Origin of the sequence: Nocardia sp. GCM10030253 (genome assembly GCF_042675075.1) — a bacterium.
Classification (GTDB): domain Bacteria; phylum Actinomycetota; class Actinomycetes; order Mycobacteriales; family Mycobacteriaceae; genus Nocardia.
Map to the genome: position 1 here is coordinate 134,174 of NZ_JBHTDL010000016.1, position 14,792 is coordinate 148,965.

Below are 14,792 nucleotides of genomic sequence, written 5' to 3' on the forward strand. Positions count from 1 at the left end.
CATGGGATCCACTGTTCTCACCGGCATCGGCACCCTCGTCACGAATGATCCCGACCTCGGTGACGGCCCGCTCGGCGTAATCCATGATGCCGCCATTGTTTTTGACCATGGCGTAGTCGAGTGGGTGGGTAAATCCGGTGCGGCGCCGAGCGGCGACCGCGGGCAAGATCTCGGCGGCCGTGCGGTATTGCCTGGCTTCGTCGAGAGTCATTCGCACCTGGTCTTCGCAGGTGAGCGTGCCGAGGAGTTCGGAGCGCGGATGTCGGGAACGCCGTATGCGGCGGGAGGCATTCGCAACACGATCGCGGCGACCCGGGCTGCCACCGACGACGAGCTGCGCGCCAACACCCGGCGACTGATGAACGAATCGCTGCGCGGGGGCAGCACGACCGTCGAATGCAAGACGGGGTACGGGCAGTCGGTGGAGAGCGAGCTGCGCAGCACCAAGATCGCGGCCGAGTTCACCGACGAAGTCACGCTGCTCGCCGCGCACGTCCCACCACCGGAGTACGCGGGCCGCGCCGACGACTACGTGCGGATGGTCTGCGACGAGATGATCGATGTGTGTGCGCCGCATGCCAAGTGGATCGATGTGTTCTGCGAGCGTGGCGCCTTCGATCGTGATCAGGCGTACGCGGTGCTCACCGCGGGTATGGCCAAGGGGCTGGTGCCGCGAGTGCACGGTAACCAGCTGCAAACCGGCCCCGGCGTCGCGCTCGCGGTGGAGCTGGGCGCCGCGTCCGTCGATCACGTCACCTATGTCACCGCAGCCGACATCGATGCGCTCGCCCACAGCTCGACAGTGGCGACTCTGCTTCCCGGCGCGGACTTTTCGACCCGCAACAAGTACCCGGACGCGCGGGCGCTCATCGACGCCGGTGTGACCGTCGCACTCGGCGCCGACTGCAATCCGGGCACCTCCTACACCACGAGCCTGCCGTTCTGCATCGCTATCGCGGTGCGGGACATGCACATGACACCCGAGGAGGCGGTGTGGGCCGCGACCGCGGGCGGGGCACGGGCGCTGCGGCGCAACGACATCGGCACTCTGCGTCCAGGAGCGAGGGCGGATGCGATCGCTTTGGACGCCCCGTCCTATGTGCATCTCGCCTACCGGCCGGGAGTTCCACTGATTCAACAGGTTTGGCGGGCCGGTGCATCGGTCAATACCGCTGATCGATGAGTATTGCGGGTAAGGAGACAATAGTGCGACCCATTCCGGTGACGATTGCCTTCGAGCCGTGGACCGGACGTGACGACGGCAGCGGGGTAGAGCACCTGCGCTGGCATCACGTGGTGGAGCCGTATGCCGCGCAGTCCAAGCTGGCCTCATGCGTCTTCATCGGATTCGCCAGCGACGAAGGCGTACACCGGAACAAGGGTCGCCGCGGTGCTGCCGCGGGACCACGTGCGCTACGGCAGGCGTTGGCGTCGATGGCACTCGCCACCCCGATTCGTGCTTTCGATGCGGGCACCGTGCCGGTCGACGAGGACTTGGACGCGGGCCAGCGGGAACTGGGTTCGACGGTGCGCGCTGCCCTCGATGCCGGGCACTTCCCTGTGGTTCTCGGCGGCGGCCATGAGGTGGCCTTGGGCACCTATCGAGGTTTGGCCGATTCGGCGCTGCTGACGGTGCACCCGCGCATCGGAATCCTCAATCTCGATGCCCATTTCGACCTTCGATCGGATGAAATCCCCAGCTCGGGCACGCCGTTCCGGCAGATCTTCGATGCGGCGAGTGCGGCGGACACCTCCGTCGAATACGCGGTGGTCGGCATCAGCCAGCCGAGTAATACGGCGGCGCTGTTCGACACCGCCGACCGCCTCGGCGTCCGCTACCTGTTCGACGACGAATGCGGTATCGGAAACCTCACCGCCGTACAGGATTTCGTGCAGGACTTCCTCGGCAGAGTCGATCTCGTCTACCTCACGATCGACCTCGATGTACTGCCCGCCGCAGTAGCCCCCGGTGTCAGCGCCCCCGCCGCTTTCGGTGTGCCCCTGGAGACGATCCAACTCGTCGCCGACCTGCTCACCGCAAGCGGGAAACTCGCGGTGTGCGATGTGGCCGAGCTCAACCCGGAATTCGACATCGACAATCGCACGGCGCGCACGGCGGCGCGACTGGTCCATCGCATCGTCACCAGACACGTGCGGCTACAGCAGCTTCCATGAGGAGCAGAGGGGCGTTGCGGACTCCGGGCATGGTTGTTACCGGGAGCCGCCACGACGCGTAGCCGGGTCATCGGGCGATCGGCCTGCGATACCGGCTGTCGAACGACGTGTGAGTCGACGCCGATATCGAGGGAGGTGCTCGACGAAAGGAAGCCACCGGATCGAGTGGGACGTCACGAACGAGGGGTCGTGACGACCACACTCGAACGGGATCGCCGCAGCATGGGCAGCTCCGGGCGGCAGGCGTTGCGGCCATGATCGACCGCGGCGCGGTCTGTGCCGCGAGCACCAGTTTTCGAGCAGGACAAGCTTCGGTCAGCCCACGACGGTGGCAGTCTCGAATGTTCCTCCGCTGTACCGCCCGAAACACGTGACCTGTAAGTCGGTGACACGGCCGTGTGGAGTGATCCTTCCGGTGACCTTGCCCCAATTGGTGCGGGGAAGGCGGTTCTCCCGAATGCCGTGCGAACCGATGCGGTCGGGCCGGTCCTGCTTGCATGTCGCAGTGCCGGACAGGGTGTAGGTGTTCTCGGTGTTGTTATCGCAGGCGACGCCCTCGCATACGAGGCCAGGAGCCAACTCCTGTGCGGCCGCCTGAGGGGCGGTCGCCGTGAGTGCCGCCACGAATATGGTCGAGACAACACCGATGCCAAGCCCGATCCGATTACCCATGAACTACTCCTACTCGATGACCCCGACCCGAACCCAAGCTACGGCTCAAATCCATTGTGTTGCAATAGAAACGACGTAATGGTGCGATTTTGTCGTGCTAGCACCACTATGTGGGTGCGGGTGTCCCGCAGTGCATATCGGGGGTTAGCTCTAGGTCATGTCTCCCCGTATCGGCGAGCACCTGGCCGAGACTGTGGCGTGGCGGGCCACCGGTCAGAGACATGACCTAGCCGTCGTCGGATTTGGCACCCAGCTGTGATGACGCGCGAATCGCCATGCTGGAGAAGAGCCTGCCCGAGAAACCGAAGAGCAATGCGAGCGCGAGGGCAATCGGCGTCGTCGGCTTGTCCCACACGTCACGGAAGATCGACCCGAGCAGATTGACCCGTGCATCGGACAACAGGGCCACCAGCAGTAGACCGCCCACCGCGGTCAGCGCGCCGCCGACCGGACTCAGCACCCGAACTCCCCACGAGGACGGTGTATTTCGGTTGGTAAGCGAGCTGACCGTGGGGGCAAGGAACCCGCCGAGCGCACCCATCAACATCGTCACCTCGTGTCCGAGAACTATCCCTATTGCGATGACACCGTCGAGGCCGACGAGGGCGAGCCACAGCGATACGCGTTGATGGTCGAATTCGGTAACGAGGCCGGCATCTTCGCGTTCGTGCACGAGCTCATGGGCGCGCTCGATGACGATCCGCTTACTGTTCGGCGTTTCGGCGTCGTGTAATTGTCGCCCTAATCGCCCCGCCTCCTTGTCGTCGAGTGCCTGCAACCGGGCGATGATCTGCGCGCCGTAGGTCATGAGGTCGGGTTCCGGAACGAGTTGCACGAACCGCCGATTCACCGCATTCAAATGTTGCAGATCGGCCGCGAGCTGGGTGAGCGGCGCGTCGAAGAGCCACGCGAGCCGCTTACGCATCCAGCCAACGGGCGATCGCCGCTGCGCCGGTGTCGGGCCACTCAGCTTGTCGAGGGACGCCTCGATCGTCGCGCGCGCGATTTCTGTCGCTTCATCGCGGCTGGATCGCGCTCCGATGATCGTTGCGCGCTCCCGCGCCAGATCCACCTGAGTCAGCAGCAAGCGCTTGCGCGGTCCGGCTATCAAGCCGCGGTTGGTGATCATGATGATGATGAGGTAACCGAGGCATACCAGGACGATAACCAGTGCGTTCACGGCTACCTCCTTACGCGCGGGAGAGCGTCCGGCCGCTCCGAATGCTCATGATCCCTCAGTCCGGGTTCGTTCGGCACGCGTAACCGACGACTTGTTACATCCAGCTGGGAGAGCGGATTACGACAGGCGATCTCGACACCAGTCGCTCGGGTGATTCCACGGACCGGCGAACGTCGCCTCGATCGGGTGCTGTCACCAAAGTTGGCCCGGATCAACGGCCGCTCGGAGGCCGCTCGCGCTCGGAGCCGCAGCGGCCGTCGTCCTAGGTGTCGGGCCGGTTCTGGGTCATTGCATCAGTAGGGCATGTGGATGGTCGGGCGACGCCGGGCAGACGCGAATGATCTGGTGGTAGCCGCCGCGGATGTCGATCCCGCTGGGTTCGGGGTACCGGGTGTCGGTCCTGCCGGCATGCTGGTCCTCGTACGGGATCCAGTGGCGGATGCCGGGGTGCCACTCGCGGGTTGCGATCGTAAGGAACGGCTCTGTCGGGGTGCCGCAGGCGCGACAGGGTTGAGGATAGGGGTCGGTCATTCCCCAGTTGATCCAGCCACCGACCTTCCATCCGGGTGCGATACACAAATCGCGGTACGGATTATCGTCGTCGGAGAAATCGCCGAACTCGACGCCGGGGATCTCGCGCATGGTCCATTGGTTCACCTGCTCGCGCAGCTCACCCTCGAGGTCCGACCCGGAGGGATACTCGATCACCTGCTCCGGGTCGATCGTGCACGGCACGGGTACATAGTCCGCGCCGTTCTGCACCGCGGGCGGTTCCGGTGGGTCGGTGAGGATGTCGGTGACCGTAGCGGCGGACCGCCAGAACATCCAAGTTTTGGGCATGCCCGCGGCTTCGGGGTCCGCGTCGTGGTCGAACGGGCACCACAACACCTGCAGCAGGTCCGCCCCCGAAGGCGGGGACAAACCGGGCACGTCACGCACGTACAGTTGCGCGACCGGCAGCATCGCTATCGGATCTTCGGGCAACTCGACATCGTCGTCGATCCGGTCGAGGATCTCCCGCTCCTCCGCGTTCAATGCCCTGTCGTATGCGGCGGCGTGGATCCGCCGCGTCCGTCTGGCGTCCGCCGGGGACATAAACGTGTTCATCCAGTCCGCCTCGTGGGGGCCGTGACAGTGCGGCCATGGCTCGCTCGCCGGCCACAGCAGCGGCCCGCCGACCGAACTCTCGTGCGGCGAAGGCGTTCCGGGGCGTGGGTGCAGCCGGGTCACGGTCCGGGCCAGCGGTGCCAGGGCGGGGAACACTGCCGCGACGTCGACCGGCCGGGACGGTGTGGTGCGGGACATGTAAGCCTCCGGGGACGCATGCGACCGGCCGTGACGGCGGTCGTCACAGTCCGAGTTCCCAGGCTGAAGACACCGGTTCTCGATGGCCCTTCCTATAGATGGGGGTCGGCGGAAACCTCGCCCTGCTCTACTCGACGCCCAGCGAGACTTCGGTGGACTTGATGAGGACCTTGACCGGTTTGCCTTCGGCGAGTCCGAGGTCGTCGGCGGCGTCCCTGGTGATCGAGGAGGTGATCTCGTCTCCGCCGGTCAGCCGGATTCGCACGACGGCCATCGCTTCGCCTCGGGTGACCGAGAGAACGGTTCCATCGAGCTGGTTGCGCGTGCTCAGTCGCATGGAGGGGAGCATACGCAGCGCAGTCGCGAGAGAGCCGTGTCTGCGGTCGGTGTCGATCAGCTGCCCGATCTTGTCAGGCGAACCTTCGAGTGTTGTGTGTCGGCGAGATCGACCCGTGCTACTCGCCGAGCGGGCGCACGTCCAATAGCTGCTCGAAAAATCCGCCGATATTGCGTTCCCGGTCGATGAGGTGGATTTCCAGGATCCAGTGGCATGCGCGGCCGGTCGGGTCGAGGCGTCGCATCGGGGCGGTGGAGTCGGGGGCGACGTAGGTGGTGATGTCGGTGCCGGAGATCTGCTTGTGCGGGAACTCCCCGACGAGGTGGCCTGCGATCGGGGCCGAGAATTCCCAGCCCTGTTCGGTGGCACGGTCGACGATCCAGGTGTAGAGCTGCTCGCCGGTGATGTCGGGGGTGGCGTCGAAGTAGTCGCGTCCCTGCTGCCACAGTGGTTCCAATGCGTCACGCAGCGCCAGCTTGGCGGGATCGTCGCCGAGGACATAGGTGCGGCCGAAGTCGGCTTCCCAGTCGGCGAAGATCGGCCCGAAGTCCAGGAAGCAGATGTCATCGGACTCGATGACGAGATTCGGCGGTTTCGAGGCATAGGGCTCGAGAGTGTTGATTCCCGATCGCACAATGCGCTTGTGCCAGAACCTGCGCGTGCCGAACATGTCGTTGGCCAGGTCACGCACGGCGTCGCTGACTTCGGACTCGGTGGCGCCGGGTGTGATGATTCCGCGAGCTACGACCGCGTCGAACAGGGCCGTCGCTTTGGCCTCGGCGTCCAACAGCGCCGAGATGCGTTCCGACTCGTCGAGGTCCAGTGTTTCCATGCATTCGACCCTAGATCAGCGCCCAGCCAGAACGAGGTCTGCTGCCATGGGAAGGATGGCATGGATGACGCGGTCGTCACGACCGAGGGGTGAGCCATCCACGAGTCGTTCGTCGTAGCGCACCTTCGCGGGCGTGATGACGACCTCGGCGGAGTGGAACCGACCGGGCTCGAGCGCCGCTTGCCCGTGCCGGGCGTCGGCAGAACATGCCGGATCGTGCTGGGTGGGTGTGGGTTTCGGTGGTGTTGATGGCGCTCTAGAGGTGTGTCGGGGGTAGGCGTGTGTCCGTGGTGGGGCTGACGTCGGTGAGTGCGACGGCCGTGTTGGACTTGGGCGGGATGTGTCGGATCGTGCGGGGTAGGTGTGGGTTTCGGTGGCTTTGACGGCGGCCCGAAGGTGGGTGCCGGGGGTGAGGTGTAGGGCGGTGATGGTGTCGGGGTGACGTCGGTGAGTGCCTTGGGTGCCTTGGGTGTGGGCAAGATTTGTCGGATTATGCCGGGTAGGTGTGGGTTTCGGTGGCTTTGACGGCGGCCCAGAGGTGGGTGCCGGGGTGCAGGCGTAGGTCGGCGACGGTGGCGGGGGTGACGTCGGCGAGCACCGGTGGGCTGCCGTCGAGACGGACGCGGGTGGTGTACGCGTGCTGTTCGATGCCGACGATGGTGACCGGCCAGGTGTTTCGTGGGCTGCCCGCGGGTTGTTCGGGGTGCAGGCCGACCGCGCTCGGTGGAAATGCCACGTGCACTCGGCCGGTGCTTGGTTCGGTCACGGTGAGGGTGCCGCCGTCGTCCAGGTCGACCGTGGTGCCGTCGGCGGTGCCGCGATAGAGGTTGAGGCCGACCAGGTTTGCGACGTAGTCGGAATGCGGTCTGCGTGCGACCTCGCTCGGCGGCCCCTGCTGGACAACGACTCCGTTTTCGATGATCACGAGGCGGTCGGCAAGCACCATGGCATCCAGCGCGTCATGGGTGACCAGCACGGTGTGACCTGGATAGTCGGACAGGTGGTGGGCGAGATCGGCGCGCACCTGCAATCGGGTGCTCGCGTCGAGGGCGGCGAGCGGCTCGTCGAGCAGCAGCAGCTTCGGGTCGGTGGCCAATGCGCGAGCCAGTGCGACCCGCTGCGCTTGGCCGCCGGACAGCGCGCGTGGCTTGGCGTGCGCGTATTCGGCGAGGCCGACCCGATCCAACCAGGTCATCGCCCGGTCGCGGGCAATGCCGCGCCGGTGCCCGCGGGCGCGGAGCCCGAACGCGACATTGTCGACTGCGGTCATATGCCCGAACAGGAGGTAGTCCTGGAAGACGACGCCGACTTCCCGCTGCTCGGCGGGCACGAACACCTTCGGTGGTGCGTCCCAGTCGCATTCGTCGAGGCGGATCCGGCCATCGGTCAGCGGAGTCAGGCCCGCGAGCGCACGCAGCGCGGTGGTCTTGCCCGCGCCGTTGGGGCCGAGCAGTGCGACAACCTCGCCGGGTGCGACCGTGAATGTCAGGTCGAGGTCGAATTTCCCTCGGGTGACCCGCAATTCGGCATCGATGGTCATACCGCCCCCCGAATCCAGCGCTCGCGCAACGCGACAAGGACCGCCACCGACACGACGAGCAGCACCAGGCTGAGCACGATCGCATCGTCGGGATCGGATTCGAGTGCCAGATAGACAGCCAGCGGCATGGTGGTCGTCTTGCCGGGGAAGTTTCCCGCGAAGGTGATCGTCGCACCGAATTCGCCGAGTGCACGAGCCCAGCACAGCACGGCGCCCGCGACGACACCTGGCATCACCGAAGGCAAGGTCACGCGCCGAAAGGTCAGCCAGCGCGACGCACCGAGTGTCGCGGCCGCCTCCTCGTAGCGCGGATCGGCCGCACGCAATGCGCCCTCCACGGAGATCACCAGGAACGGCATGGCCACGAATGCCTCCGCGATAACAACGCCCGCAGGGGTGAAAGGCAGTGAAACGCCGAACCATTCGTACAGATACCGGCCGATCAACCCACGCCGGCCGAGCACGAGCAGCAGAGCGACGCCGCCGACCACAGGCGGCAACACCAGCGGCACGGTGACCAGCGCCCGCACCAGCCCACGCCCAGGCAGCTCGGCGCGAGCGAGCAACCACGCCAATGGAATTCCGAGCAGCAGGCAGATCACCGTGGCCAGGCTCGCGCTCACCAATGAAAGCCGAAGTGCCTGACCGACCTCGGCACTGAGCAGCCGGTCGGGCAGCGAAGCCCACGGCGCTCGCAGCAACAGCCCGAGCAACGGCGCAAGCAAGAACGCCAGGCCGCAGACGGCTGGCAGCATGAGAACGAGCGGCCGTCGCCCCCGCGTCGCCCGCCGTCGTGCCGTTGCTTGACTAATGAGCGGTCGCCGACTCCGCGTCGTTCGTTGTGGTGTTGGTCGGGTCATGAGCGGTTGCCGCTCTGTGTTGTCTGTTGTCGTGGCGTTGCTCGGCTTTCGAGTGGTTGTCGGCTCCGGGTCGTTCGTTGTGGTGTTGTTGGTCGGGTCATGAGCGGTTGCCGCTCTGTGTTGCCTGTTGTCGTGGCGTTGCTCGACTATCGAGTGGTTGTCGACTCCCCGTTGTCCGTTGCGGTGTCGTTGTTCGGCTTTCGAGCGGTCGCCGTCTCCAGGTTGCTTGTTCTGGTGTCGTTGCTCGGGTCACGGCCGGTCGCCGCTTGCATTGTCCGCCGTAGCTCCCATCACGGCGTGTCGAATCCCGCCTTGGCGAACACCGGGCGGGCCTGGTCGGATTTGACGAAATCGACGAATGCCGCGGCTGCTGCGGAGTTCGGCGCCTTGGCCAGTGGGGCGACCGGGTAGTCGTTGATCGCCTTGGTGGCTTCGGGGAAGTCGATGCCTTCCACTTTGTCGCCAGCGGCCTTGACGTCGGTGCGGTACACCAGTGCGGCATCGACTTCGCCGAGGGTGACCTTGGTCAGCACGGCTTTGACGTCCTGTTCTCTGGTGTCGGGCTGCGGAGTGATACCGGCGACCTCGAACACCTTCTGCGCGGCCGCCCCGCACGGGACTTGTTCGGCGCACAGAGCGATCTTCGGTTCGGACTTGCCGAAGTCGGCCAGCCCGGTGATGTGGCCGGGATTGCCCTTGGGGACGGCGATTTCGAGGCGATTGCGTACGAAGGTTGCCGGAGCTGCGGTGACCTCACCCGCGTCGACGACCTGCTGCATGTTCTTCGGCGCGGCCGAGGCGAACACATCGGCAGGCGCGCCCTGTTTGATCTGCTCGGCCAGCGCCGAACTCGCGCCGTAGCTGTAGACCACCTTGACCCCCGGATGGGCGGCCTCGAACTGCTTGCCGAGCTCGTTGAAGGTCTCGGTCAGCGAGGCCGCGGCGAACACGGTGACGGTGCCGCTGATCGTGCCCGAGCCCGCAGCGGGTTCGGACGTGTCATCCGAGCCGCAGCCCGCAATGGTCAGTGCGGCGACGGTGGCAGCCGCCGCGATGCCGATGGTACGAATCATCCTCAATCAACTTTCTGGTATTTCGACAACGACATGCGTCGATTTGACCGAGGCGACCGCGATGCTGCCGACCTCGAGCCCGAGTTCGTCGACCGACTCCCGGCTCAGCAGCGACACCAGCCGGAACGGCCCGGCCTGCATCTCGACCTGCGCCATCACGGTGTCCTTGACCACCCGCGTCACAATGCCGCGCATCCGGTTCCGAGCCGACGCCGCAACCGTCACCCCCGGCTCGGGCGCCTCCGCATTGGCCCGCAGAAACTCCGCCAGCTCCCGGCCGTCGATCCCCTTCCGACCGCTATCCAGCTGAACAGCAGTCAGCCGCCCCTGATCGATCCACCGCCGCACGGTGTCATCACTGACCCCCATCAGGGCAGCTGCTTCACTGATCCGCAAATTCGACACAACCGGCAGCATATTCCCGCATCCAAGGAAATCAAGCCCCAACGCAGTCGCAGACGAGGACCCCCTCCTCCCGCCCCGTCCAACGGGCGCGCCACCGGACACCCCGTGCTACAGCCGGACACCCGTGTGCCGGGTGTCCGGTTCGAAGTAGGTGTGTCCGGTGGTGCTGATCGGTACGGCGCTGGGTGTTGTAGCGGGATACGCCTTGCGCGTTGGTTTGTGGCGGCACCCGCTTAGTGAGTTCGCCACCGGACACCACGTGTCACAGCTGGACACCCCGTGTATCGGGTGTCCGGTTCGAAGAAGGTGTGTCCCGCTCGTGCTGATCGGATACAGCGGTTCCCCGCGACTCGGTTGGCCCGCATCCAAGGAAATCAACCCTCACCTCGTTCGCAGATGAGGTACACCGCCTCGCCGCCACCACTGGGGGTTCGCTACCGGGCACCCCGTGTCAATGCCGGACACCCCGTGTATCGGGTGCTCGGTTCGAAGTAGGTGTGTCCGGTGGTGCTGATCGGGTACGGCGCTGGGTGTTGTGGGCGGGATACGCCTATGAGCACTGCGCGTTGGTTTGTGGCGGCACCCGCTTAGTGAGTTCGCCACCGGACACCACGTGTCACAGCTGGACACCCCGTGTGTCGGGTGCTCGGTTCGAAGTAGGTGTGTCCGGTGGTGCTGATCGGGTACGGCATGGGGCGTTTCGCGGCGGGAGGGTGTGCGTTGGTTTGTGGTGGTATCGACATGGCAGTGCATGCGGTGGTGGGGGTGCATTGCGGTCGTTGGGAGGGTGGTGTCGCGACTTGGGTTGGTTTGGGTGCCGCGCTGGCTGTTGCGTTGTTGACAGGGGCAGTGCTGGGCGCGTCGGGTGCCGGCCCGACTGTCCCTGCTGTCGGGTGTGTGGTGTCGGGTTCCGGCCTGGCTGGTTGTGCTTGCGTTGTCGGACAAGATCGTCCTCACACCCGGTGTTGCAACGTCACACCGCCTATACCGGATGTGGAGTTGCAAGACGGGGTGTGAGGACGTTGGGGTGTGTTCTCGATGTTTGCCGCAGCAAGGTCGCGTTCGGTGCGGTGCTGTCAGTGGCCGCGGGCGATCCAGTCGGCGAGGGCGGGCTTTTCGGTGCCGATGGTGGTGGTGTCGCCGTGGCCGGTGTGGACGACCGTTTCCTCGGGGAGGGTCAGGAGGCGGTCGCGGATCGAATCGATGATGGTGTCGAAGTCGGAGAACGATCGGCCGGTGGCGCCGGGGCCGCCGGAGAAGAGGGTGTCGCCGGTGAAGAGGGCGGCTGCCTCCGGCAGGTGCAGGGAGACCGAGCCCGGGGAGTGGCCGGGGGTGTGGAGGATGTCGATGTCGGTGTCTGCCACGGTGATTCGGTGTAGGTCGGCCAGTGATCGGTAGTCCACATCGGGGTGGGTCATGCGCCAGAGCGGGTCGTCGCCGGGGTGCAGTAGGACGGGGGCGTCGAGACGTTTGCTCAGTTCCGGTGCGACGGTGACGTGGTCGTTGTGGCCGTGGGTGCACAGCACCGCGACGACGTTGCGGTTGCCGACCGCGTCGATGATCGCGTCGGCGTTGTGAGCGGCGTCGATGACGAGGACCTCGTCATCGTTGCCGATCAGCCATACGTTGTTGTCGACGTCCCAGGTGCCGCCGTCCAATGCGAAGGTGCCGGAGGTGACCACCCGATCGATGCGGATGCTCACAGCACAACCACCGAGCGCAGCACCTCACCGGCATGCATCGCGTCGAAGGCCTTCTCCACCTGGTCGAGGGCAATGCGTTCTGTGACGAACCGTTCCAGCGGGAGCCTGCCTTGGTGGTAGAGGTCGATGAGCACCGGGAAGTCGCGTTCGGGCAGACAGTCGCCGTACCAGGAGGACTTCAACGCCCCACCGCGGGAGAACAGGTCGATCAACGGCATATCGAGGGTCATGTCGGGGGTGGGGACGCCGACCAACACCACCGTGCCTGCCAGATCGCGGCCGTAGAAGGCTTGTTTCCAGGTTTCGGGTCGGCCGACGGCGTCGATGACGACGTCGGCGCCGAACCCGTCGGTGAGTTCCTGAATCTTGGCCACGACGTCGTCGGTGGTGGCGTTGATAGTGTGGGTGGCACCGAATTCGTTGGCCCAGGCCAGTTTTCGAGGGTCGCGGTCGATCGCGATGATCGTCCTCGCACCCGCCAACCGCGCGCCCGCGATCGCGGCATCGCCGACGCCGCCGCAGCCGATGACCGCGACGGTGTCACCGCGGGAGACATTTCCGGTGTTCATGGCGGCACCGATACCTGCCATCACGCCGCAGCCGAGGAGCCCGGCGACGGCGGGGTCGGCGTTCGGGTCGACCTTGGTGCATTGGCCTTCGTGGACGAGGGTCTTGTCGGCGAAGGCGCCGATGCCGAGGGCGGGGGAGAGCTCGGTGCCGTCGGCCAAGGTCATCTTTTTGCTTGCGTTGTGGCTGGCGAAGCAGTACCACGGGCGGCCGCGTTTGCAGGCGCGGCATTCGCCGCAGACCGCGCGCCAGTTCAGGATGACGAAGTCGCCCTCGGCGACATGGGTGACGGCGTCGCCGACGGTTTCGACGATGCCAGCGGCTTCGTGTCCGAGGAGGAAAGGGTATTCGTCGTTGATGCCGCCCTCGCGGTAATGCAGGTCGGTGTGGCACACCCCGCAGGACTGGATACGCACGATGACGTCGTGTGGCCCGGGATCGGGGATCACGACATCGACGATCTCGACCGGCGCACCTTTGCTACGGGCGATAACGCCACGGACGGTTTCGGACACGAAAACCTCCTATGAAGTAGGGATCGGGGTGAGCCGCTCGATGTGCTTGCGGTACCTGGTGAATAGGCGAGGGTTGTCGATGGCGAACACCGCGACCGGTGCGCCATCCCGCTCGTAGAGTGCGGTCAGCGACGGGGTAGACGGGTCGCCGTCGACGAAGCGGACCTCGTCGGTCGGTCGGCAGTTGCCCGCGAACTGAAGCATTCGTCCATACTGCCGCGACCAGAAATACGGAGCCGCGGTAGGTCGTTGTGGCGCTCCGAGAATGGCCGCTGCCGCAATACGCGCCTGGACGGTCGCGTTGGTCCAGTGCTCGGATCGGTGGTGGACGCCGGTTGCTTCGTCGTAGCTTCTGGCGCAGTCGCCGATGGCGTATATCCCCGGTAACGACGTGCGGCACTGCGAATCGGTGACAAAACCATTGTCGATATGCAGGTCCGAGTCCTCGGCCCATTCCGTATTGGGCACGGCACCGATTCCGATCACCACGGCATCCGCGGACAGTACGGTTCCATCCGTCAATTGCACCGCATTTACGTGCTCGTCGCCGAGGAATCGGTCGATGGCGACACCGGTCAGTAATCGGACGCCGTGCGGGTCGTGCATGGCGGCACACAGTGGCCCGATGTGTGGGCCGAATACCGCGGTGAGTGGGTCCGGACATAACTCGACAATGGTTACCGCGATGCCGATAGCGGCTGCGGTGGAGGCGATTTCGGAACCGATCAGGCCCGCGCCGACCACGACAAGCGTGCGCGCCGTGCGTAGCGAATGCCGGATCGCGTGCGCGTCGTCGACCGTCCGCAAGGTGTGCACGCCGCGCAGCGACCCGAGGCCGGGGAGGGTGCGGGCGCGGGCGCCGGTGGCGAGCACGAGCGAGTCCCCGGCGAGCTGAGTTCCGTCGTCCAGCGTGACCCCGGGGCCGGCGGCAGTTGTGGTGATCCCGACCGCGCGCCGCCCGAGCAACCAGCTTGCTTCGGTGGCGGATTCGTCGCTCAACGCGATGTCGACGTCTTCGCGGAGGAACTCTTTGGACAGCGGCGGCCGGTCGTAAGGCGGGTGTGGTTCGTCGCCGACAACCGTGATGCTGCCCTCGTGGCCGTGCTCGCGCAGGGTGCGGACCAGGGAGAACCCGGCCAGCGACGCGCCGACGACGACCACCGAGCGCGCCGCGCTCATGACGACCACCGAGCGCGCCGCGCTCATGACGACCACCGAGCGCGCCGCGCTCATGACGACTCCGTAGCGACCACGACATCGCCGTCGAGCACGCGCACGGCGTAGGTGCGAACGGGGATCTTGGCGGGCGGGCCGGACACCGCGCCGGTACGCAGGTCGAAGCAGGATTCGTGGAGCGGGCATTCGACCGTGCAACCCTCCACCCAGCCGTCGGCCAGCGAGGCGTCCTGGTGGGTGCAGGTGTCGTCGATCGCGAAAAGCCCGTCCTCCGTGTGGAATACGGCGATCGGTGTGGCCCCGTCGGGTTGCACTGTCGCGACTTCGCCGACCGGCAGGTCTGTCAGATGCGCGACGAACAGGTCCGTGGTGGATGTCGCCGGTCGCTGCACAGTCGATCCCATTAGCCCTCCAAGTTGCTGATGACGCAACAGTAATCGCAGTACGCAACA

At 65.8% G+C, this 14,792-nt stretch carries 15 protein-coding genes; 2 read left to right on the forward strand and 13 right to left on the reverse strand.

Annotated elements, in window-relative coordinates; translation table 11 throughout:
• The first annotated feature begins 1 nt into the window (after position 1).
• Both hutI and hutG read left to right on the forward strand, forming a co-directional pair.
• Complete coding sequence (gene hutI, locus ACFQZZ_RS32650; RefSeq protein WP_378688523.1) at positions 2-1,183, forward strand: imidazolonepropionase; 1,182 nt, start codon at positions 2-4, stop codon at positions 1,181-1,183.
• Positions 1,180-2,175, forward strand: a complete 996-nt coding sequence (hutG, locus tag ACFQZZ_RS32655; protein WP_378688526.1) for a formimidoylglutamase — start codon at positions 1,180-1,182, stop codon at positions 2,173-2,175. Before hutI ends, hutG begins: the two co-directional genes overlap by 4 nt.
• A gap of 315 nt (positions 2,176-2,490) precedes the next feature.
• On the opposite strand, the gene ACFQZZ_RS32660 is transcribed toward hutG, so the two are convergent.
• The 13 genes from ACFQZZ_RS32660 to ACFQZZ_RS32720 all read right to left on the reverse strand — a co-directional run bounded on the left by ACFQZZ_RS32660 (position 2,491) and on the right by ACFQZZ_RS32720 (position 14,744).
• On the reverse strand, positions 2,491-2,847 hold the full coding sequence (locus ACFQZZ_RS32660) for a hypothetical protein (RefSeq protein WP_378688529.1): 357 nt from the start codon (positions 2,845-2,847) through the stop codon (positions 2,491-2,493).
• A 226-nt stretch (positions 2,848-3,073) separates the two neighbouring features.
• The gene (locus ACFQZZ_RS32665) at positions 3,074-4,027 is read right to left on the reverse strand and encodes a hypothetical protein (RefSeq protein WP_378688531.1); all 954 of its coding nucleotides are present in this window, start codon (positions 4,025-4,027) and stop codon (positions 3,074-3,076) included.
• A 285-nt stretch (positions 4,028-4,312) separates the two neighbouring features.
• Entirely contained in the window at positions 4,313-5,332 is a 1,020-nt protein-coding gene (locus tag ACFQZZ_RS32670) for a hypothetical protein (RefSeq protein WP_378688532.1), read from the reverse strand.
• Between the two features lie 127 nt (positions 5,333-5,459).
• Complete coding sequence (locus ACFQZZ_RS32675) at positions 5,460-5,669, reverse strand: molybdopterin-binding protein (protein ID WP_378688535.1); 210 nt, start codon at positions 5,667-5,669, stop codon at positions 5,460-5,462.
• 118 nt (positions 5,670-5,787) lie between these two features.
• Positions 5,788-6,501, reverse strand: a complete 714-nt coding sequence (locus ACFQZZ_RS32680) for a M24 family metallopeptidase (protein ID WP_378688538.1) — start codon at positions 6,499-6,501, stop codon at positions 5,788-5,790.
• A gap of 490 nt (positions 6,502-6,991) precedes the next feature.
• Complete coding sequence (locus tag ACFQZZ_RS32685) at positions 6,992-8,041, reverse strand: ABC transporter ATP-binding protein (protein ID WP_378688541.1); 1,050 nt, start codon at positions 8,039-8,041, stop codon at positions 6,992-6,994.
• Positions 8,038-8,796, reverse strand: coding sequence for a molybdate ABC transporter permease subunit (modB, locus tag ACFQZZ_RS32690; RefSeq protein ID WP_378688544.1), 759 nt, complete (start codon positions 8,794-8,796; stop codon positions 8,038-8,040). The genes ACFQZZ_RS32685 and modB overlap by 4 nt, the downstream gene beginning before the upstream one ends.
• Positions 8,797-9,191: 395 nt before the next feature.
• Complete coding sequence (gene modA, locus ACFQZZ_RS32695) at positions 9,192-9,974, reverse strand: molybdate ABC transporter substrate-binding protein (protein WP_378688547.1); 783 nt, start codon at positions 9,972-9,974, stop codon at positions 9,192-9,194.
• 6 nt (positions 9,975-9,980) lie between these two features.
• On the reverse strand, positions 9,981-10,379 hold the full coding sequence (locus tag ACFQZZ_RS32700; RefSeq protein ID WP_378688550.1) for a molybdopterin-binding protein: 399 nt from the start codon (positions 10,377-10,379) through the stop codon (positions 9,981-9,983).
• Positions 10,380-11,455: 1,076 nt separating this feature from the next.
• Positions 11,456-12,082 carry an MBL fold metallo-hydrolase gene (locus ACFQZZ_RS32705; RefSeq protein WP_378688553.1) on the reverse strand — a complete coding sequence of 209 codons (627 nt, stop codon included), beginning with the start codon at positions 12,080-12,082 and terminating at the stop codon, positions 11,456-11,458.
• Positions 12,079-13,164, reverse strand: a complete 1,086-nt coding sequence (locus ACFQZZ_RS32710; protein WP_378688556.1) for an S-(hydroxymethyl)mycothiol dehydrogenase — start codon at positions 13,162-13,164, stop codon at positions 12,079-12,081. Before ACFQZZ_RS32710 ends, ACFQZZ_RS32705 begins: the two co-directional genes overlap by 4 nt.
• 9 nt (positions 13,165-13,173) lie before the next feature.
• Entirely contained in the window at positions 13,174-14,397 is a 1,224-nt protein-coding gene (locus tag ACFQZZ_RS32715) for an NAD(P)/FAD-dependent oxidoreductase (RefSeq protein ID WP_378688559.1), read from the reverse strand.
• Positions 14,394-14,744 carry a bifunctional 3-phenylpropionate/cinnamic acid dioxygenase ferredoxin subunit gene (locus ACFQZZ_RS32720; RefSeq protein WP_378688562.1) on the reverse strand — a complete coding sequence of 117 codons (351 nt, stop codon included), beginning with the start codon at positions 14,742-14,744 and terminating at the stop codon, positions 14,394-14,396. Before ACFQZZ_RS32720 ends, ACFQZZ_RS32715 begins: the two co-directional genes overlap by 4 nt.
• Positions 14,745-14,792 lie beyond the last annotated feature (48 nt).